This is a genomic window from Dysgonomonas sp. GY617, from assembly GCF_015233815.1.
In the GTDB taxonomy this organism is placed as follows: domain Bacteria; phylum Bacteroidota; class Bacteroidia; order Bacteroidales; family Dysgonomonadaceae; genus Dysgonomonas_A.
On sequence record NZ_JADCLR010000029.1, the window covers coordinates 249898 to 271022 of the forward strand.

Annotated in this window: 12 protein-coding genes; 5 read left to right on the top strand and 7 right to left on the bottom strand. The window is 37.2% G+C overall.

Annotated elements, in window-relative coordinates:
- Positions 1 to 1293 carry an Nramp family divalent metal transporter gene (locus IR022_RS16795; RefSeq protein ID WP_194204601.1) on the bottom strand — a complete coding sequence of 431 codons (1293 nt, stop codon included), beginning with the start codon at positions 1291 to 1293 and terminating at the stop codon, positions 1 to 3.
- A 157-nt stretch (positions 1294 to 1450) separates the two neighbouring features.
- Here IR022_RS16795 and IR022_RS16800 point away from each other — a divergent pair, with 157 nt between their 5' ends.
- Positions 1451 to 7030, top strand: coding sequence for an alpha-2-macroglobulin family protein (locus IR022_RS16800; protein WP_194204602.1), 5580 nt, complete (start codon positions 1451 to 1453; stop codon positions 7028 to 7030).
- A gap of 192 nt (positions 7031 to 7222) precedes the next feature.
- Here IR022_RS16800 and IR022_RS16805 read toward each other — a convergent pair whose 3' ends face one another.
- The 6 genes from IR022_RS16805 to IR022_RS16830 all read right to left on the bottom strand — a co-directional run bounded on the left by IR022_RS16805 (position 7223) and on the right by IR022_RS16830 (position 16403).
- Positions 7223 to 8167 (bottom strand): DMT family transporter, encoded by a 945-nt coding sequence (locus IR022_RS16805; RefSeq protein ID WP_194204603.1) that lies wholly within the window; start codon positions 8165 to 8167, stop codon positions 7223 to 7225.
- The gene (locus IR022_RS16810; protein WP_194204604.1) at positions 8164 to 8799 is read right to left on the bottom strand and encodes a nitroreductase family protein; all 636 of its coding nucleotides are present in this window, start codon (positions 8797 to 8799) and stop codon (positions 8164 to 8166) included. Before IR022_RS16810 ends, IR022_RS16805 begins: the two co-directional genes overlap by 4 nt.
- A gap of 670 nt (positions 8800 to 9469) precedes the next feature.
- Positions 9470 to 10855: an efflux transporter outer membrane subunit gene (locus IR022_RS16815; RefSeq protein WP_194204605.1), complete on the bottom strand. Its 1386-nt coding sequence runs from the start codon at positions 10853 to 10855 to the stop codon at positions 9470 to 9472.
- Positions 10856 to 10902: 47 nt separating this feature from the next.
- The gene (locus IR022_RS16820; protein WP_194204606.1) at positions 10903 to 14031 is read right to left on the bottom strand and encodes an efflux RND transporter permease subunit; all 3129 of its coding nucleotides are present in this window, start codon (positions 14029 to 14031) and stop codon (positions 10903 to 10905) included.
- Positions 14028 to 15206, bottom strand: a complete 1179-nt coding sequence (locus IR022_RS16825) for an efflux RND transporter periplasmic adaptor subunit (protein ID WP_194204607.1) — start codon at positions 15204 to 15206, stop codon at positions 14028 to 14030. Before IR022_RS16825 ends, IR022_RS16820 begins: the two co-directional genes overlap by 4 nt.
- 384 nt (positions 15207 to 15590) lie before the next feature.
- On the bottom strand, positions 15591 to 16403 hold the full coding sequence (locus tag IR022_RS16830) for a phosphorylcholine transferase LicD (protein ID WP_199330326.1): 813 nt from the start codon (positions 16401 to 16403) through the stop codon (positions 15591 to 15593).
- 241 nt (positions 16404 to 16644) lie between these two features.
- On the opposite strand from IR022_RS16830, the gene IR022_RS16835 reads away from it, so the two are divergent.
- The 4 genes from IR022_RS16835 (at position 16645) to IR022_RS16850 (ending at position 21105) form a co-directional block, all read left to right on the top strand.
- Positions 16645 to 17379 carry a lysophospholipid acyltransferase family protein gene (locus IR022_RS16835; protein ID WP_194204608.1) on the top strand — a complete coding sequence of 245 codons (735 nt, stop codon included), beginning with the start codon at positions 16645 to 16647 and terminating at the stop codon, positions 17377 to 17379.
- Between the two features lie 83 nt (positions 17380 to 17462).
- On the top strand, positions 17463 to 19265 hold the full coding sequence (locus tag IR022_RS16840) for a LysM peptidoglycan-binding domain-containing protein (protein WP_194204609.1): 1803 nt from the start codon (positions 17463 to 17465) through the stop codon (positions 19263 to 19265).
- Complete coding sequence (locus tag IR022_RS16845; protein WP_194204610.1) at positions 19262 to 20434, top strand: ABC transporter substrate-binding protein; 1173 nt, start codon at positions 19262 to 19264, stop codon at positions 20432 to 20434. Before IR022_RS16840 ends, IR022_RS16845 begins: the two co-directional genes overlap by 4 nt.
- Positions 20431 to 21105 carry a porin family protein gene (locus tag IR022_RS16850; protein WP_194204611.1) on the top strand — a complete coding sequence of 225 codons (675 nt, stop codon included), beginning with the start codon at positions 20431 to 20433 and terminating at the stop codon, positions 21103 to 21105. The genes IR022_RS16845 and IR022_RS16850 overlap by 4 nt, the downstream gene beginning before the upstream one ends.
- The last annotated feature ends 20 nt before the right edge of the window (positions 21106 to 21125 follow it).

Here is a 21125-nt window from a genome sequence, read left to right on the forward strand (position 1 = left end):
TTAGTCGGTTACCACCCATCCTGTTGCTAAGCTGTAAAGCAGCCAGAGATTTAGGGCTGTAACAATACTAGCTATTAGATATAACATATATTTTGTCATGGGTTTGTTTGCGTACTTACCCATTACTTCTTTAGATGAGGTCAAACGTACTTGAAGAAATACTGTAATTGGCAATTGCATACTCAGTATTGCCTGTGAAATAATAAGCCCTTTGAATGGGTTGTTAATAACGAATATAATTAAGAGAGCTACCCCTAAAGAAATTGCGACACCTGTACGCGAGTGTATGTCTTTGATGTTATAGGGTTCGTCATACATACCGGCAAAGATGGATCCTGCGGCAATTCCCGAAGTCATAGAAGAAGAGATACCGGCAAATAAAAGTGCTATGGCAAAAACAATAGCCGCATTTGCCCCCAATAGAGGTTCTAAAAGACTTTTAGCTTGTTGTAAGTCGTCTACTATCAATCCTTCTCTAAAGAATGTAGAAGCAGCAAGTAAAATCATGGCACTATTGATTGCCCACCCGATAACCATCGAGAATAAGGTGTCGAAAAATTCATATTTCAGTTGCTTCTCAATAACTTTATCATCTTTCAGATTCCATTCTCTACTTTGAATCACTTCCGAGTGAAGAAACAAGTTATGAGGCATAACCACTGCTCCCAATACACTCATAATAATAAGGATGCTTCCATCGGGCATAGAAGGAGTAACCCAAGCTACAGCAGCTTCCTGCCATTGAATGTCGACTAAAAAAAGTTCGTATATAAAAGATAAACCTATAAGAGAAACGAAGGCTATGATGTATCGTTCTATTTTTTTGTATGAGTTGGAGAACATCATACAAGCCACAAAAATGGTAACGAGTATAGCTCCGATTTTTATAGGAACATCAAAAAGCATTTGAAGGGCAATAGCTCCTCCCAGTATCTCGGCAAGAGAGGTTGATATAGATGCTCCGATAGCAGACCAGAGGGTGACTCGTGAGGCTCGGCGAGATAGATACTTATTGGCGGCTTCAGATAAACACAAGCCGGTAACAATGCCCAAGTGAGCCACATTGTGTTGGAGTATAACCAGCATAACAGTCGAAAGAGTTACGACCCATAGGAGAGTGTAGCCAAATTCAGATCCTGCAGCAAAATTAGACGCCCAATTTCCGGGATCAATGAAGCCTACGGTAACCAATAGTCCGGGACCTATGTATTTTAATAATTCGAAAGCTCCCGATTTTAACTTCGGGTTTTTCTTTTTGTAGTCTTTTCGTAATTTTAGCCAAAGATTTCTCATACAGTGGTTTTCAAGCTCTATTTTAGCAAAGTTAGTATAAAAGGGTATATCTCAAATATCCAGTTTTAACTTTTTATTCCTTAAAGAAACAATATAGACTTTATAAAGTTTACTTACATTTGTTTTTAGTTTACACATTTACTAAAAATAGCACTTCATGAGAAAAAAAATAAACCCCATATTGGTCTTAATGCTGACAATTGGGTTTCTGTTATTGACAAATGCTTGTAGTCGCAAGGGATCACGTACTATCGACCCCGAATTTGCACGTTATATTGCAGCTTTTACTTACGGATCGGTTTCCTCTGTATCTTCTATCCAGATTGAATTGAATCAGGATATGCCTACTGTGGAATTGAATGCCGAAGTTGACCAAGATTTATTCGAGTTTTCGCCTAAAATTAAAGGGAAAGCTTATTGGGTTAATACACGAACAATCAAATTTGTACCCGACCCCGGCGAGTTAAAGCAAGGTGAAACTTACGATGCTTGGTTTAAACTCGATAAAGTGCTTCAAGTTGAGAAAGACTTCAAAGAATTTTACTTCTATTTTAAAGTGCCTGAGCAAAATTTTGCGGTAGATGTACTTCCTTATTCTCCAACTAAAGATAATGATCTTACCTGGAATACGGTGAGAGGAACTCTCTCTCTGGCAGACGAAGCAGCGATGCCTGATATCGAAAAAATGCTGTCGGTAGAAGGAAATTCTAATACAGCAGTTGTAAAAATAGAAGCTACGAGCGTAAAAGGTAGATATGCTTTTACTATTGATAGCCTCAAGAGAACAACACAAGATTTGACTTATACGCTGAAAGTAGATGGTTCATCTATCGGAGCAAAGAGAGATGCGGAAAAGCTTTCGATTGTAATTCCTGCTATAAATGCTTCTTCTTTTTCGGTGATTGATGTAAGAACAGCTTACGAGCCATCGGAATGTATCCGTATCACATTTAGTGATCCGTTATCTAATAATCAGAATATACAAGGATTGGTTAATCCAAATGGAATTGAAAACTTCTCGTATGAAGTTCAAAAGAATGTATTGAAGCTTTATTTAGATGGCAACAGTAGCAATACAAGTGTTGATCTGAATATTTTTAAAGAACTGAAAAGCTCAGAAAATAAAACATTAGATAAGAATTACAATTATCAGTTATCTCTTGAAAAGAATAAGCCTGAAATTAAGTTGCTGAACTCAGGTAATATTCTTCCAAGTTCCGATAATCTGAATATACCTTTTCAAGCAGTCAATCTATGGGCTGTGGATATTACAATTGTCAAGATATTTGAAAACAATGTGTTAGGATATCTTCAATCGAATGATTTTGGAGGGGATAATGAATTGAGACGTTTTGGACGTTTGGTGCTTAAAAAGCAAATCAGACTCGATGAAGACCATACTCTACGATTGGATCAATGGAATAATTTTTCAATAGATTTATCTACTCTTATTAAACAAGATCCGGGTGCAATATATCGGGTTAAGTTTACAATGAAGAAAGAATACTCATTATACCCATGTAGTGGAATAGTTCCACAAATTCCTCAAGAAGCAGGTTTGGAGAGATTCGATAATCGTATGACAGAGGAGGATGAAGCTATTTGGGATATCCCGCAAACCTATTATTACGATCCTATGGATTGGGAGGATTATAATTGGGAAGAAAGAGAAGATCCTTGTAAAAGCAGTTATTATACCAACCGTTCATCCGATTGCATTGTTTTTGCATCAAATATTGGTTTAGTAGCCAAAATTGGTTCAGATAAAAAAGTTACGGTAGCATTGACCGATATTCTTACAACTCAACCTATATCGGGAGCGGTGGTAGATGTGTATAACTTCCAGATGCAACGAATTGGTTCGGGAAAAACTGACGGAGATGGGTTTGTTTCAATAGATTATAAAGGTGGAGTTCCTTTTGTGGTAGTTGCTTTAAAGGATAAAGACAAAGGCTATCTGAAATTGACGTCTAATCTTTCGTTATCGCTAAGTAATTTCGATGTCAGTGGAAAAGAAATACAAAAAGGACTGAAAGGTTATATATATGGCGAAAGAGGTGTTTGGCGTCCGGGAGATTCTATTTATCTGACATTTATATTGGACGATAAAGTCAATCCCCTGCCTAAAGGACATCCGGTGTCATTAGATTTATTTACGCCAACAGGTCAGCTTTATCAAAAACATGTAAATACATCGGGCAAAGACGGTTTCTATACTTTCAAGCTAGCGACTGATCCGGGAGCTATTACCGGTAACTGGCGAGTAGCAATCAAAGTAGGGGGAGCAACTTTCTCAAAAACTATAAAAATAGAAACAGTAAAACCTAACAGACTTAAAGTTCGGTTGAATGTTGGAGAACTGATTGATGCGAGTAGAGGTGTATTGAATAGCACTCTGTCATCGCAATGGCTTCATGGAGCAGCAGCATCTAATCTGAAAGCAAGTGTTGAAATGACTCTGTCTGTCGCTGGAAATCCATTTAAAGGATATGAGGCATATTCGTTTAATAATCCTGCAAGTAATTTCAGTACCGATACATATACCATATTTGAAGGTAGGCTCGATGCAAGTGGCAATGCTAATGTTGCAGGTAAACTACCTCCGGCATCTAATGCGCCGGGAATGCTTAAAGCGACTTTGGTGTCTAGGGTGTTCGAAACCGGAGGTGATGCAAGTATCTATTCGCAAACAGCGGCTTATTCTCCTTACTCGGCGTATGTCGGTATAAAATCGCCTAATGAATCTGACTATGAAATGTTGGAAACAGGAAAAGATAATGCGATGGATATTATAACATTGTCTCCTGATGGAAAGCTTCTTAATAGATCGGACATCAATGTGAAAATATATAAAATTAAATGGTCGTGGTGGTGGAATCGCAATAATGACGATTTATCTTCTTATGTCAACAATACATCAGCTAGCGTGGTATTGGATAAAGATGTATCAACAGTTGGTGGAAAAGCTAAGGTTAATTTTAAAGTAGAAGATTCTGAATGGGGACGTTATCTTGTAATGGCTACCGACAAGCAAGGCGGGCATATAGCAGGTAAGATTATTTATGTTGACTGGCCTGCATGGAAAGGGCGTTCGGATAAAGAAGATGCTTCGGGATTAACTATGTTATCTTTTTCTACTGATAAAAAGACTCCTTACAATGTGGGTGAAAAAGTTACAGTAACTATTCCTAAAAGTTCGGATGGTAGAGTATTAATAAGTATTGAAGATGGCACGAAAGTAATACAACGCGATTGGGCGAAAACAAGTGCTAAGGAAGATACAAAATATACATTTGAAGTAACGGACGAAATGAATCCTAACTTTTTCATCTTTGCAACACTTTTACAACCTCATGCTCAAACCGATAATGATTTGCCTATCCGTTTATATGGAGTGTTGAATATTAAGGTAGAGAATAAGAATACGATATTGACTCCGGTTATAACTATGCCTGATGAACTTAGACCTGAAAAGGAATTTACAGTTGCAGTATCAGAGAAAAATAAAAAGGCTATGACATATACTTTGGCTGTTGTGGATGAAGGTCTTCTTGATCTTACTTCATTTAAAACACCAAATGCGTGGACTGATTTCTATGCTTATCAAGCATTGGGTGTGCGTACATGGGATATGTTCGATATGGTAGTAGGAGCGCAAGCAGGAAAACTAGGTCCATTGTTGAGTATTGGGGGTGATGAAACACTTAAACCTTCAAGCAATCCTTTGAATAGATTCAAACCAGTTGTGAAGTTCTTAGGACCATTTACAATGAAAAAGGGCGAAACGCAATCTCATAAAATAAAACTCGATCCGTATATCGGTTCAGTACGTGTGATGGTAGTGGCTGGATCACAAGAGGGAGCATATGGAAACACCGAAAAAACAGTGGCGGTGAAAAACCCATTGATGGTTTTATCTACCCTCCCAAGAGTTGCGGGACCTGATGAGGAAATATTACTTCCTGTAAATGTCTTTGCAATGGATAAAAAAGTGAAGACTGTAAATGTAACAGTTCAGGCAGCAAACGGATTATTCCAGTTTACAGATGGAACAACAAAATCGGTTACGTTTACTGAAACAGGTGATAAGGTGATTTACTTTAAAGTGAAAGTTGCTAAAAGAACAGGAGCTGAAAAAGTAACTATTAAAGCAAGTGGTGGAGGCGAAAGCTCAAATGAAACCATAGATATAGAGGTGAGAAATCCTAATCCTCCGATTACATTAACTTCTGATGCTTTGGTTTCGGCTGGTGATTCACACGAGTTAAATATTAATCTTGATTCGCCAACTTCAGATGATTGGGTTAAACTTGAGGTGTCGCGTATGCCTGCTGTTGATCTAAGCAAGAATATGGCTTATCTATACGACTATCCTTATGGATGTTCGGAGCAAGTAACTTCGCGTGTATTCCCCCTATTGTATGTAAGTGCATTCAGAAAATTCTCGGATAAAGAAACAGAGAAGATGAAATATAATATCAATGAAGCGATCAAGATATTATCGTCACGCCAGTTGGGTGATGGTGGTATTGTGTATTGGCCGGGTAGCTCATACCCAACAGAGTGGGTGAGTACTTATGCGGGACACTTCTTGGTAGAGGCTAAAAACAAAGGATACAATGTTCCTGAATCTGTTATCAGTAAATGGAAGCAATTCCAGAAGAAATCCGCACAACGATGGAATAGGGGAGATCTTTACAGTTCTTACTACTCATATTCGATGACCGACTTGCAACAAGCCTATCGTTTATATACTTTGGCTCTGGCAGGTGATCCCGAATTGGGAGCAATGAATAGATTGAAAGAAATGAAAGATCTTTCGATACAAGCCCGTTGGAGATTGGCAGCAGCGTACGCTATTACAGGTAAAAAGGATGCAGCACAACAGATAATATCGAATGCTCCTTTGACTGTTGATAATTATTCAGCATTTAATAATACTTACGGTAGTCCGGCTCGTGACGTTGCCATGATAATGGAAACTAACTTGCTTCTTGGCAGAACAGAAAAAGCTTTATCTCTAGCTCCTCAGGTGTCAGCAGAATTGAGTTCCGATTATATTTCTACTCAAACAGCAGCTTATGGTTTAATAGCCATGTCTCAACTGGCTGAAAAGATGGGTAAAGGAGCAATAGCTTATGACTGGAGTTTGAATGGTGTACCTCAGAAAGTCGAAAATTCGGCTCAGGTGTTCCGTGAATATACGATTAAGCCCCAAGAAGTTGTAAATATCAATTTCACCAATAAGGGAGAAGGGCAATTGTATGTTCGTTTGATTGGGCGCACTCAATCTTTAGTCGATAGATCTCATCCTAAAAATGATGGTATAAATCTGTATGTGAAATATGTTGATGATAATAATAATGATGTAGATATCACTTCGCTTCAACAGGGAACAGAGTTTTTCGCAAATGTGATTATACAGAATGTTTCGGGCGAATCTATCACCGATTTGGCACTTACTCAAATATTCCCATCAGGTTGGGAAATATTCAATAACCGATTGTTTAATGCAGCGGCTGATGCTACCAGTGGGTCGTTTAATTATCAAGATATACGAGATGACAGAGTGATGACATTCTTCAATCTGGGTAATGGATATTCAACAGCAGTTAAAGTTCGTTTACAGGCAGCCTATTGCGGTCGATTCTATCTTCCTGCAGTATCTTGTGAAGCAATGTATAAACCACAAACTCAGAGTCGTACTTCGGGTATGTGGGTTGAGGTGAAACAGTAAAAGCGATACTCTATATAAGAAAAGCCGTATACAATCAATTGTATACGGCTTTTTTATTTAAGGTTTCAGACCTTTTATTATCCAATAAAGTATAACTGCAATTGTTGTTATACTTTCAGTAGCTTAAACGTTTACTATCCTTTTTAATTACAGTAGACTGTATTTTAAAATGCCTAAAAAGAATGAATCAAGTTATTTGCTTTCTTGTATTGTAGCTTGTTGTTCAGCTTCCACGTCTGCTCTTGATTTACTTTGAGTAACCAGGTATACTCCAATCAAAATCATAATGCCTGATAAAGCTTTAGTGGCAGAGAAATGATCTTGCCCCAAGCCAATAGCAATAAATGAGGCTATAAGTGGTTGGAGGTTGTTGTACATAGAGATTGTTGTTGCTCTGATTCTTTTCTGAGCCACAGGTATAAGGGTGTATGCAATGAATGTTGCAAACAGCAATGTATAGCTTATAAGCACATAAGGTAATACTTCTGATTGTGAGAACAGGGGAGCATTAACCAAATCTTTATATAAAAATGGAAGTAGTATAACAGTTGAATATAAGAACATCCATTTCATTAGGGTTATAGAGGAATATTTGGATGTTAAGGGGCGTGTTACAACCAAGTATGAAGCATAACTAAGAGAACTGCATACTACGGCCATATTACCTTTCATGCTCGAGTCGGTGGTAATGTCTCCGTGGTGGCTTGTGTAGACCAAGAATATAGCACCGAGTCCGCCCAATAAAACACCCGAAACCTTTTTGCTTGTGATAGGCTCTTTTAAAACAAGAGCTGCTATAACCATTGCAAAAAGAGGGGTACTTGTTGTGATTATAGATGCATCAACGGGGGACGTATTATTCAATCCGAAGATAAATAATCCTTGATTAAATGTAATCCCTAAAAGTCCTCCAAGAAAAATCGTGAAATGATCTTTGTGCTCAATACGCTCTTTAGTTACAAAGAGAGATGCTATCCAAAATGTAATAGTGGCAAAAGTCATTCGAGCAATAGTAAGTCCATAAGGACTGATATAGCCTGATTGAAGAAGGTATTTACTGATGGGAATGTTTATTGCAAAAAAAGTAACAACACTGAACATAGTTATATGTCCAACCTGTTTTTGAGAAAGTTTCATTTTTTATATGTATTGTATGATACAATTTCGTTTGTTGATTTTCGTTTTTTAGATCTTAGCTCCTGAGCAGGATAGCCGATGAGGATATCGAGTATCACTCGTTTAGAATCAGGTATGTTTAATAGTTTCTTTATTTTAGATTCATTGAACCAGCCCAATATGCAACTACCCAAACCTTCGGCTTCGGCAGCCAGACAAATATGAGAAGCGGCAATACCTATATCAACATAGGCAAAATGCTTGTCTTTGATAACTCCACCAATTCCGGAACTTAGATTAACTTTTTCTTCGACAAGAAGAATATGTATAGGTGCTTGTTTTGTGAAGTGATTCATACCCAATAAACGCGCAGAAGCAGCATCGGCAACCTTGTTCTTCAACTCTAATTCGTCTACTATAACAAGATGTACGGGTTGTGTTTCGTCTTCTGTAGGATGTTCAATTGCATCAAGCGTTTCATCCATTAATTCAGCGTCGTTTACTACCACAAAGTGCCAAGGTTGTGCATTACAAGCAGAGGGGGCCAAACGTGCGGCTTCTATGATTCGTTCAATCTTTTCGGCTTCTACCAATCTGGTTGTGTCGTACTTGCGTGTGCTTTGTCTTCTACTTGCGAGTTCAAGAAAATCCATAGTGTATTTGAAATAAATATAGCCAAATAATTATTGTCATATTATTCAATAATAGTGATTTCTGGTTATGACATTTACCAGATACACAAATTAGGTCTGAGACCATAATTAAAGCCTCAAAATTACGCAATTAAATGATAGGAAGCCTTTTCGCTCCGATATATTTTCAGGAAACTATTTCTTTGTCTCTTTCGCATATTTTATATCATTTCTATTCCACTTGGGCTTAGTTGTAGCAGTAATTTAAATGTAGTTTTTATCAAGTAATCGTTTAATCAATAGCATCCGTTTAAAGTTTTGAGAATTGGTTATGCTGTTTTCTCCTTTTTCTTCTGTTATGCTTAGTATAATGTCTTTGCCTAGTCACTAATGTATTTGTGGTGGATGATCTTTATTATTCGAGATATTTCGTCAAGCTAGCAATCTTTTTGTAAATAAATTTCAATTGCTGTTTGTTTACAATAAATAGTGATATTCAAATATATGAATTGCTGCCGAGATAGCCATGTTTTTGTCTATTAAAAACGATAAGATATATATATGGTTTATGTGCTCGAGTTTTGTGTCTTTATTAGATTGAGTACACCTTTGTATCAGTTACACATAAAAAAGCATCCCTAAAGTTTAACAACTAAAGAGATACTTGAATATCGAAAAGATATGTATTCTTTTATTTAACGAGTCCTCCTCCTAAAGCTTTGTATAACTGTACGGTTGACGTAAGCTCATCCAGAATTGCGTTGTTGAGAGTAATCTCAGCATCAAACATCTGACGTTGAGCATCTAATACATCCATATAGGTAACAATGCCATTTACGTATTGTAGTCGGGCAAGCTTTTGGTAAGAGCGTACAGAGTTATATAGAGTTTCTCGCGATTTGCGTACCTCTTGCGTTTTCTGATAAGTATTAATGGCATTGTTTACTTCCATAAATACAGTTAGAATTGTTTTTTCGTAGCTGTAAACCTCTTGTTCGTAAGCAGCTTTTGCAGCTTGATGAATTGCTTTATTCTTACCCATATTGAATATTGGTCCTGCAAGGGAACTACCAATAAACCATGCCGGACTTTTAAGGAAGTCTGTTAACTCCGAGTTTTCGGCACCTAATCGCCCCGTAAGATTTAAGGAGGGGAGAATACTGGTTAAAGCTACACCTACTTTGGCATTGGCTTCTATTAGTTTCTGTTCGGCTTGTATTACATCCGGACGACGTTCAAGTAATGACGAAGGAACATCTACTGGTAAGCTCGGTAATATAGAGTGAGTACTTATGTCTGTATTACTACGTGGAATACCTGATGGAAATTCTCCCAAAAGAACAGACATATCATTCTCCATTAGTTTAATTTCGTTTTCTAAGCTTGGTATAAGAGGTTCGGTACGTGCTACCTCTACCAAACTTTGACGGTATGGCATCTCCGAAGTTAAACCTCCTTCATATCTTAGTTTAGCAAAATGGGCACTCTCTTGAAGAGCTTCCAGCGTTTGCTTTACTATTTCTAATTCGCGATCTAAAGCTCTTAGCTTGAAATAACTCTGTGCCACTTCGGCAATAATAGTCAGGCGCAATGCTTGTTGGGCTTCTACCGATTGCATATACGATGCAATTGCAGCATCGTTTGCCCATCGGAGTTTGCCCCAAATATCTACTTCCCAGCCAAAAGTAAGGTTAGTATGTATTTCGGGAGTATATTTCGGATTATTTCCACCATAATTTAGATGCTCTTTTTGAGCAACTCCGTCAATGCCTATTTCGGGAAATATATTTGCAAAAGAAATACGTTTATTGGCTATCATTTCATTGATACGGGCAGTTGCAATAAGCACATCTCTGTTGTGGTCGAGAGCTTTTGTGATCATGTTTTGTAAAACAGAATCTTTGTATAATGTACTCCATCCTATGTCGGCAGCTTCTCCTTCCTCAAGTCCTTTGGCTTCAAAAGAATGTGGCATGCCATCCATCACCAGTCGTTGATATTTGCTTCCTATCTTACAAGAGAAGAATATAACATTACAGAGGACTAATACACTACATATATATTTGAGTTTGCTCATTTATCTTTGTTTAAAGGTTATCAATAAGTACTTATGATATTTATTGATTATTTTTTTCTTTTAAATATCTTGGGATATTTTATATCGGGTAACTTGAACTTCTCTTTTGCTTTATATACCATTACAAAGAAGAAAGGAACCATTACAATTCCAAGTGTACTTGCTACTATCATACCAAAGAATACACCTGTACCTATTGAGTGCCTGCTTGCTGAACCGGGTCCCGAAGCCATTACCATAGGAAGCATACCAAGTATAAATGCAAAAGATGTCATCAAGATAGGTCGGAAACGTAATTTTGCACCTTGTATGGCTGCAAATACGGGTTGCATGCCTTGGTCTACCTGTATTTTTGCGAACTCAACAATCAAAATCGCATTTTTGGCAGCCAATCCTATAAGAGTAACTAAACCAACTTGAAAATAAATATCGTTATCGAGCCTCAGAGCTGTAATTCCTAAAAATGCACCTAACAACGCAATAGGCATAGATAGCAATACGGCGATAGGAACTGTCCAGCTTTCGTACTGAGCGGCAAGAAAAAGGAATACAAACAAGAACACCAATCCTAAAACGATGCCGGTTTGTCCCGTTGCTTTTTGTTCCTGAAATGATAATCCACTCCAAGCGAGACCTATATTTTCGGGTAGTCTCTCTTTGACTATTTGTTCTATTGTTTCCATCGTTTGTCCCGAACTGTAACCTTGTGCAGGCGTTATTTGCATAGATGACGATGTATACATATTGAATCGGCTGATATTACCGGGGCCTGTTGTATAACTTGTTTTCCCCAATGCTGTTAGAGGAACCATAGAACCGTTTTCAGTCTTTACAAAAAAGAGGTTTATATCATCGGCTGTAGCTCTGAACGATTGATCAGCTTGGATATATACTTTGTAGATACGGTTGAACATATTGAAATCGTTCACGTAAACCGATCCAAGATAAGCTTTCATCGTAGAAAAAATATCTGACATGGGTACTCCCAATAACATTGCCTGATCTCGGTCTACATCAAAGTATAATTGAGGTATTTCAGATTGTAATGACGATGATACGTTGGCAATACCTTTAGCTTTAGAAGCATAATATACAAATGTATCGCTAGCAGCAACAAGGTCATCCCAAGTAGCATCCGATCGTGCTTGTAGTTTCATTTCTACACCTCCTGCTCCCCCCAATCCGGGTATGGCTGGCGGACTACTAACAAATGCCCGTGCTTCTGGATAATTATAGAATTCTTTTTGTACATCTCTTATTACATCATTAACACCTTCGCTTCGTTCTTCCCACGATTTAAGGATAACGGTCAAAGTAGCCCGTCCTTGGTTAGTTCCTACACGAGGGCTCGATCCCGTTACATTTTGTACATAATCTACGGATTCGTGATGATCCAGATAGTTTATGGCTCGTTCGGTAACAGTACGCATACGTTCAAGAGTTGTACCTTCGGGCATTTCAAGTTCTACTGTAAAGTAACCTTGATCTTCTTGCGGGATAAAACTTGTAGGTGTTATTTTATTGAATACAAATATGAGGATGAGTACCATTCCGAATCCTGCCATAATTCGGCGAGGATTATTAATTACCTTAACCAGAAGATTTCCGTATTTAGAATTTCCGGCGGCTAGCCATGTATTAATCTTGCGGAATACTACATTTTTTTCTTTATGAGATGGTTTTAATATTATGGCACACATAGCAGGACTCAGAGTAAGAGCTACTATTGCCGAAATAATTACTGAGACAACTATTGTTACTGAGAATTGTCGATAAAGCGAGCCTGTAATACCATCCAGAAAACTTACGGGAACAAATACGGCTGCCAACACGAGAGCTGTTGCTACCAATGCTCCTACAAGTTCTTTCATGGCGATGTGAGTTGCCTCTCTTGCGCTGATTCCCTTTTCCTCCATAATCCGCTCCACATTCTCTACGACGACTATGGCATCATCAACAACGATACCAATGGCGAGAACCAGTCCTAATAGCGTGAGCATATTGAGGGAGAATCCCATCATAAGCATAAAACCAAATGTTCCGACTAAGGATATTGGAACAGCCACAATAGGTATGAGAGATGCACGCCAGTTTTGTAGTGATAAGAAAACCACAAGTATCACTAAAAATAAAGCTTCGAAAAGTGTTTTATATACTTCGTGAATAGATTCAGAAATATATTTTGTCATATCGAAAGGGATCAGGTAATCAATACCTTCGGGGAAATCTTTCTTAAGATCTACCATCGTAGCTTTTACCTGATTGGCTACTTCCATGGCGTTAGCACCCGGTAGCATATATATACTGAGGATAGTTGCACTTTTTCCGTTCAATCCACTTTCTGTACTATAAGATGAGGCTTCGAGAGACACACGTGAAACATCGCGCATACGGATAAACGACCCGTCTCCACTTGCTCTTACTACAATGTCTTCAAATTCACTAACGGTCGATAAACGTCCACGTGCAGTGATGGGCATTGCTACATCTACATCTATTATAGGTTGCTTGCCGAGTTCTCCGGCTGCCGATTCTCTATTCTGATCTTTTAAAGCATTTTGTAAGTCTTTTACTGTGAGTCCGAAACTTGCCATTTTATCAGGATATACCCATATTTGCATACCATAATAACGGCTTCCGACATTGGACACCCTACCCACTCCGGGAATACGTCTGATAACATCCAGAACGTTTATGGTTGCATAGTTGCTTAGATATATCTCGTCAAATTTAGGGTCGTTCGAAGCTAATGCTATCGTAAGTAATTGGCTGGCTGCTTGTTTTTCTACTGAAATACCATTTTGAAGCACTTCAGCAGGCAAACGAGACTCTGCTAGTTTTACTCTGTTTTGTATCTCAACTGCAGCTAAATCTACATTGGTGCTGACATCAAAAGTAACAGTAATGGAAAGTCCTCCCGAATTGGAACTGCTCGACTCCATGTAAATCATACCAGGAGTACCGTTCAATTCCTGTTCTATGGGTGTTGCTACAGCCTGAGATACGGTGGTCGCACTCGCTCCGGGATAGGATGCACTGATTTTAACTACCGGAGGTGTTATCTGCGGATATTGCTCAATAGGTAGAAGTGCTAACCCGATAATTCCGACAATAACGATGAGTAAAGAAAGCACGGTCGAAAGTACGGGTCTATCTATAAAAAATCCGGCTTTCATTTATTTTCCTCCTTCTTGTTATTTTGATCTAGTCTTACTTGTGCGTCTATTTTCTTTTGCTCGTCAAGAGTTCTGGGTATAACTTTCTCACCGTGAGTAAGCTTTTGATAACCTTCTACTACAATTTTTTCTGTTGTAGATAGTCCTCTTGTTATTACAATCTTGTTGTTTTGTTCAGGTCCGGTTTCTACAAAACGTTTTTCGGCAATGCTGTCGGGGCGAATTACAAATATAAATGCACCACCTTTTTCTATTGATATTGCCTTACGTGGGACTACAATTACATTATCTAATACGTCAAGTAGTAGCTTTACGCGTGTAAACTGTCCGGGAAGAAGTACTTGGTTAGGGTTAGGAAGAACAGCACGTACTCCAAAGGTCCCCGTTTTTGGGTCTACCTGAGGTGCAGCAAAATCGACAATTCCTTTTTCACTATAAATAGTATTATCTGCCAGTGTAACCTCTACTGTTGGTTGCCACGATCGAGTTGAATCTTGTTCTCCCAAATGCACATTACGGCGTTGGCTCCTTAGATAATCAAGAGATGTTAGTTTGAAATCGACTAAGACTGTATCTCGTTGAACTATTGTTGCCAGCAACGAAGTTCCAGATGTGCCTACTAGTGTTCCTATATCTACATAACGTTCGCTTATATAGCCTGATAGGGGCGATCTTACTATTGTATAACTCAATTGAAGTTCAGCCTGTGCTAAATCGGCTTGACTCATCAATACACTGGCGTTTGCCATGTCGAGAGCCGCTTCGGCATTGTCTAGGTCTAGCTGACTGGCTGCATTTTGCATATATAGAGGGCGTAACCTTTCTACATCTCTTTTAGATTTGGCAGCCATAGCTTCATCTTTTTTTAGTTGAGCTTTTGCTTTTTCTACTCTGGCTTTATAGGTTGCATTGTTGATGTAAAATAGAGGCTCATCTGTTGAAACTTTTTTACCTTCTACGAATGTCATTCTTTCCAGGAAGCCTTCGACCCGTGCACGTATCTCTACATTACGGGCAGCTTTGATAAGACCAACATAGTCTCCGAAGATTTGGATATTATCAACTTTCACATTTTCTACTTCTACAATAGGAGGCTGTGTTTCATTTTTTTTGCATGCGCCTAATAGCAGTATGCATAGAGAAGAGATAAAAAGGATAGGTCTGATATTTTTCATAAAGAGACATTGATTACATAAAGCGAAACATAGTCAAGCAAGGGGTGATAAAATTTCCCTTCTTGAGATAAATAGTATCGTTATTTCGAAAATGTTTAATTCTATAATGGGTGCAAAATTAGTAATCCGAATCAAAATACTAAACTTGAACACTCTCTTATTGTGTATTGTTCGTTTATTTTAAGTGATATTAGTATAGTAGATGAAACTTCAGCTCCTTTTTATGAAAAGCTGAACGAAATTCAAAGCCTTTATTTAAGTCTAGTTGTTGATGTTAAGTGTAAGATTTGGTAGAGTAAATATATATTTAAAAATGTATTAATATTTAAAATTTCAGATAAGTTTACAATTTAAAATCAGTAATATTATTTCCTTAATAATCTTTTACTTATAATTCACTTTCAAAAAGTGAGTTGCTCTTTTATCTTTTGGTGGAATTTTCATATAATCACCATACTGTTTTGTAAGATAAGCTTTGGTATTACCCGGAGCAGAGAATGTTTTTCCTTCAAATTCGATTGTACTTAATGGAAACATGTAGCTCGCATTATGATTGGTTGTATTACCAATACCATAGCTATGCAGTATATTATTAGGATGGGTGATGGCACATAATCCTCTGGCAAACCAGATCAATGAAATGCCAATAGGGTAGAGTAGGAGAGATAATGTATATTCGTAAAAGTATTTTAGAGAATGAAATGGCTTTCCTCGTTTGAGTCGGCGAAACGATCTACCATAAAAAAAATCAACTACATCCTTTAATGGCTTATAACTTCTCTCTTCCGGAAATATATCTATGTATATTCCTTTTTCCGAATAATTATCCATTAAGTCATCTTCTTCAACTACAACCGAATGCTTGTCTCTTACTTTGGAGAATAGCAGACGATAGCCTTTGTCTTTGGGCGTTTGTAAATAAAGATCCGATGGCAATTCCTTTTCCAGAATTTTAAGTAGTATCTTATAATCGGGTAGAAGCAGTTCAATATCAATATCATCATCCCAAGGTATAAAGCCTCCATGTCGGGCAGCGCCTAGCAGAGTACCTCCGCTTAACCAATAGGGGATGCTGTGTTTGTCTGCAATTGAGGTTACTACTTGGAGTATTTCAAACATTTTGAGTTGTAGCTTTCTCAAGTCTGAACCTTCAGGGGTATATTCTCTTAAATCTTCTTCCATATCTGCTATTAACATCGAGTAGACAAATGTAAGCATTTAAGCCTTTATGATAGGACAGCATGTTGTAATAAAAAATAGAATAATGTTTTCCATTATTTAATTTGCAACTTTATTTTACTGCTTTAAAAACTTTTTCCTTACCCTTTATAAAGTATAGCAGCGGTACATCATTATCTTAAAGTGTAGCATTTGTTTCAGAAGAGAACAAAAAAATGTATTTTTGTTTATCTGAACCGAAAAACTATATTAGAATAAGATGAAGGGTATTCTTTCTTTCTTGTACCAATGGCTTATTTTTATTCCTATTCTTGTTGTGACTAGTATAGTTACAGCAATCCTTGTGATGCTAGGCTGTTCGATCGGAAATCGTAAATTCTGGGGATATACTCCTCCAGAGTATTGGTCGAAAATAGTTTGTAGAGCTGCTTTATGTAAGATTAGGGTGAAACAGAATGATAAGTTAGATCCCAATGGGTCTTATATCTTTATAGCAAACCATCAAGGAGCATTTGACATTTTCTTGACCTATGGTTATCTGGGGCATAATATTAAATGGGTGCAAAAGCATGAGTTGCGTAAAATTCCATTTGTAGGTAAAGCATCCGAAATTGCTGGTCATGTATTTGTAGACAGTTCAAATACAAGAGCATTGGCACAAACAATAGAGAAGGCTGAGGATGAACTCGAAAAAGGAGTTTCTATGGCTATATTTCCTGAAGGTCAACGTACTTATACCGGAAAAATGGGGCGATTCAAAAAAGGTGCATATATAATTGCAACCCAGATGAAGTTGCCTATTGTGCCGATAACATTGAATGGACCTTATGATATATTGAAAATACATTCGAGAGTAATGAGTTTTGGTAAAGAGATGGAAATAATAGTGCATGATCCTATATCTACTGAGGGGCTTACCGAGCTTGATATCCCTGATTTGATAAAGAGAACGCATGAAGTCATAGAATCGCAACTTTGGGATAAATACAAATAGTGTTTTGAGGAACAAACCTCGATATTTATAAAAAATACCACTAATTTTTATACCTTTGTTTAGAATAATAAATACACACTCAAATGAATTTTAAATACGTTAAATCCATTCTTGCAGGTTGTTATCTCGCTTTAGCAACTACTCTTTCTTTGTCGGCGACAGAAGGAGTATCTGCATCGGCTCTCAAAGTCGAAATTTTGCAAGGCAATGGTAAATTTACAACACATACAGTTGCAAAAGGAGAAACTGCTTATTCGATAGCTCGCTTATATAATATTTCGGTTAGTGATATTTATGCTCTGAATCCAAAGGCCGAAAAAGGCTTGAAGTTGGGTGAGCAGATCAAAATACCTACGAGTAATACTTCACTAAATCAAACAGCAAACTCAAATGTACGGTCTTATATAGTAAAAGCAAAGGAAACATTATATTCGATAGCGAAACAATTTGATCTGAAAGTAGACGATTTGATAAACGCTAATCCCGAATTAAAGTTAAAGCCATTAAGTGAAGGGCAATCATTGTTAATACCATCATCAGGAGGTCGTTCTTCTAATAATGTTTCAAATACTCCAGTCCCACAATCCATTGCTCAGGCAAAGAGTCGTTTCATAGAACATCAGGTGGTTCCAAAAGAAACTCTTTATGGAATTGCCAGACAATATAACACTACTCCTGAAGCTTTGATTGACTTTAATCCTATATTAAAGGATGGGTTAAAGCAAGGTATGACTATTCTAATACCTTCGCTTCAAAGTGCTGGTTCTTCTTACCCAAGTGGGCAAGTTCCGGTGAGTACTTTGCAGGATATAGATGCTATAAAAGTAGGAGTTGTGCTTCCCTTCCTCAATAAATCACAAGGGAAAAGTGCTCGTTTTATAGAGTATTACGAGGGCTTCTTATTAGCATTAGAAGAGATGAAAGCAAAAGGTCTTTCGGCTAATGTATATGTTTTCGATATGGGTTCTGAAACAGGAACAGCCAAATTGAAAAGCTTATTGGAAACGTCTGAAATGAAAAGCTTAGATCTTATTATCGGAGGTTTCTCGTCAGATCAAGTAGACGTGCTTTCTAATTTTGCAAAGAAGCAGGGGATAAAATATGCAATACCTTTTCCGACTAAAACAAATGAGACTCAAAAAAATAATGAGGTGTTTCAGTTAAATGCTCCTCATGAAATATTGTACGATAATACAACAAGAACTCTTTCTACCCTATTTGGTAATGCCAATGTGATCTATATTACTGAAAACGGTAATAATGACAAAAAAGAATTTATTACAGCTTTAAACGCTCAGTTAAGTCAAAGAGGAATGCGTGCAACGAGTGTTGCTGCAAATCAGAATTTATCTGCTAATCTGGCATTGGCTTTAGATGCAAATCGCAGAAATGTGATAGTTGCAGCTTCGGGTTCTGCTCAGTTATTACAGAGTTTGTTGCCTGTTTTAAGTTCGATAAGAGAGAAACAGCCTAATACTAATATGTCTCTATTCGGACATACTGAATGGCAAACCTATCCTCAGTTCTTTACTGATTTTTACAAAAACGACACTTATATATATACGCCATTTTATATGTCGGATGACGATTATAAGACCAAACAATTCCTCTCGAATTATAAAAAATGGTATAATAATAAATCATTGATAAATACTTACCCCAAATATGGAGCTTTAGGTTATGATACAGGTATTTATTTTCTGACTGGATTATTTAAACACGGAAAGAATTTCGAATCTAGTATAAATTCAATATCAGTACCAGCTTTGCAAACACCAATCTCTTTTAATAGAATAAGTGGATCAGGTGGATATATGAATAATGGATTTTATATAGTGCATTATAAAACAAATGGTAGTGTCGATAAAATAGAATACGGCAAATGATAAAAAGAACCTTGGCTTTCTTGATGCTTGCTGTGGCTTGCATTAATGGGTATTCTCAAACGGAGTCTGCTCCCGAATGGAATTTGCAGGATGTAGATGCAATAAAAGTAGGTGTAGTGCTTCCTTTTGTAAATAAATCAGAGGGGAAAAGTGCACGTTTTATAGAGTATTACGAAGGCTTTTTATTGGCATTGGAGGAGATGAAGGCTAAAGGTTTTTCAGCCAATGTATATGTTTTTGATATGGGTTCCGAAGAAGGAACTACTAAATTAGAGAGCTTATTAGAAACCACTGAAATGAGGGATCTGGATCTGATTATTGGTGGCTTTTCTCCCGAACAAGTAGATGTGCTTTCTAATTTTGCGAAGAAAGAAGGGATAAAGTATGTAATACCTTTTCCTACAAAAACAAACGAAGCACAGAAAAATACGCAGGTATTGCAATTGAATGCTCCTTCTGATGTTTTGTATGATAACACTGCCCAAGTTCTTGCTGATTTCTTTGGGAATGATAACATTATCTACATAATGGAGAATGGAAATAATAGCAAGAAAGAGTTTGTTACAACTTTGAATGGTCAGTTAAATCAAAGAGGAATGCGTGCCAGTAGTATTGCACTGAATGATAACTTGGTTACTAATTTGGCTTCGGCATTAGACCTGAATCGAAAAAATATAATAGTTGCAGCTTCGGGTTCTGCTCAGTTACTGGAGACTTTGCTACCGGTATTAAATTTGATCAAAGAAGAAGAGCCTAATATTGACTTGGCTTTATTTGGACATCCAGAGTGGCAAACCTATCCTCAGTTCTTTGCCAATTTTCATAAAAATGATACGTATATATATACTCCATTCTATATGTCGGATGATGACTATAAGACTAAGCAATTTATCTCCAATTATCAGAGATGGTATAACGATAAGTCTTTGATTAATACTTATCCTAAATACGGAGCTTTAGGTTATGATACAGGTATCTATTTTCTGAGAGGATTATTAAAATATGGAAAGAACTTCGAATCTAATATAAATTCAATATCAGTATCGACTTTGCAAACCCCCATTTCCTTTAGTAAGGTAAATTCGGCAGGTGGTTATATGAATAATGGATTTTATATAGTTCATTATAAGATAGATGGTAGTGTCGATAAAATAGAATACGGCAAATGATAAAAAAAGCTCTCACCGTTTTATTGCTTGCTTTGGCTTGCATCAAAGGATATTCTCAATCCGAATTTACTCCCGAATGGAATTTTGGGGTAAACTTCGGTCCTACATTCTCAACAATGAGCTTTGTTACGACAGCCCCAGGATTTGAGTTAAACACAAAAATGTTGCAACAATATAAAGGTGGAGTATCTGTTCGATATATTACTGAAAACCGTTTAGGGTTTATTGCAGAATTAAATTACAGCCAACAAGGATATGAGCAGAAGTTTGAGGGTGAAACAAACTCTAAATATATACATGAACTAGCTTATTTACAGATACCTTTCTTGACCCATATTTATTTTGGAAGAAAAGGACGTGTCTTTGTTAATTTAGGACCTCAGATTAGTTTTTTATTGGCAGACCGAAAAATAAAACATCTATTAAATACCGATTATAATGATGATAAGGTGTCAGCTCAATATGACCTCGAGGTTCAAAATAAATTTGATTATGGACTAGTTGCGGGTATGGGGTTTGAACTTCGTACAGGTGCAGGTAATTTTACAATAGAAGGACGTTATTATATGGGCTTTTCTGATATTTACAAAAGCCATAAAACAGATCCGTTTTCGAGATCTGCCAACCGAGTTATGTCGGCCGCTATAACTTATTATATGAAACCTTTCTAAATGCAGATATATAGAATATT

What these genes read in the sequence shown, in the direction of transcription:
- IR022_RS16795 (WP_194204601.1), bottom strand. Translation starts at nt 1,293, where the DNA reads ATGAGAAATCTTTGGCTAAAATTACGAAAAGACTACAAAAAGAAAAAC.
- IR022_RS16800 (WP_194204602.1), top strand. Translation starts at nt 1,451, where the DNA reads ATGAGAAAAAAAATAAACCCCATATTGGTCTTAATGCTGACAATTGGG.
- IR022_RS16805 (WP_194204603.1), bottom strand. Translation starts at nt 8,167, where the DNA reads ATGAAACTTTCTCAAAAACAGGTTGGACATATAACTATGTTCAGTGTT.
- IR022_RS16810 (WP_194204604.1), bottom strand. Translation starts at nt 8,799, where the DNA reads ATGGATTTTCTTGAACTCGCAAGTAGAAGACAAAGCACACGCAAGTAC.
- IR022_RS16815 (WP_194204605.1), bottom strand. Translation starts at nt 10,855, where the DNA reads ATGAGCAAACTCAAATATATATGTAGTGTATTAGTCCTCTGTAATGTT.
- IR022_RS16820 (WP_194204606.1), bottom strand. Translation starts at nt 14,031, where the DNA reads ATGAAAGCCGGATTTTTTATAGATAGACCCGTACTTTCGACCGTGCTT.
- IR022_RS16825 (WP_194204607.1), bottom strand. Translation starts at nt 15,206, where the DNA reads ATGAAAAATATCAGACCTATCCTTTTTATCTCTTCTCTATGCATACTG.
- IR022_RS16830 (WP_199330326.1), bottom strand. Translation starts at nt 16,403, where the DNA reads ATGTTAATAGCAGATATGGAAGAAGATTTAAGAGAATATACCCCTGAA.
- IR022_RS16835 (WP_194204608.1), top strand. Translation starts at nt 16,645, where the DNA reads ATGAAGGGTATTCTTTCTTTCTTGTACCAATGGCTTATTTTTATTCCT.
- IR022_RS16840 (WP_194204609.1), top strand. Translation starts at nt 17,463, where the DNA reads ATGAATTTTAAATACGTTAAATCCATTCTTGCAGGTTGTTATCTCGCT.
- IR022_RS16845 (WP_194204610.1), top strand. Translation starts at nt 19,262, where the DNA reads ATGATAAAAAGAACCTTGGCTTTCTTGATGCTTGCTGTGGCTTGCATT.
- IR022_RS16850 (WP_194204611.1), top strand. Translation starts at nt 20,431, where the DNA reads ATGATAAAAAAAGCTCTCACCGTTTTATTGCTTGCTTTGGCTTGCATC.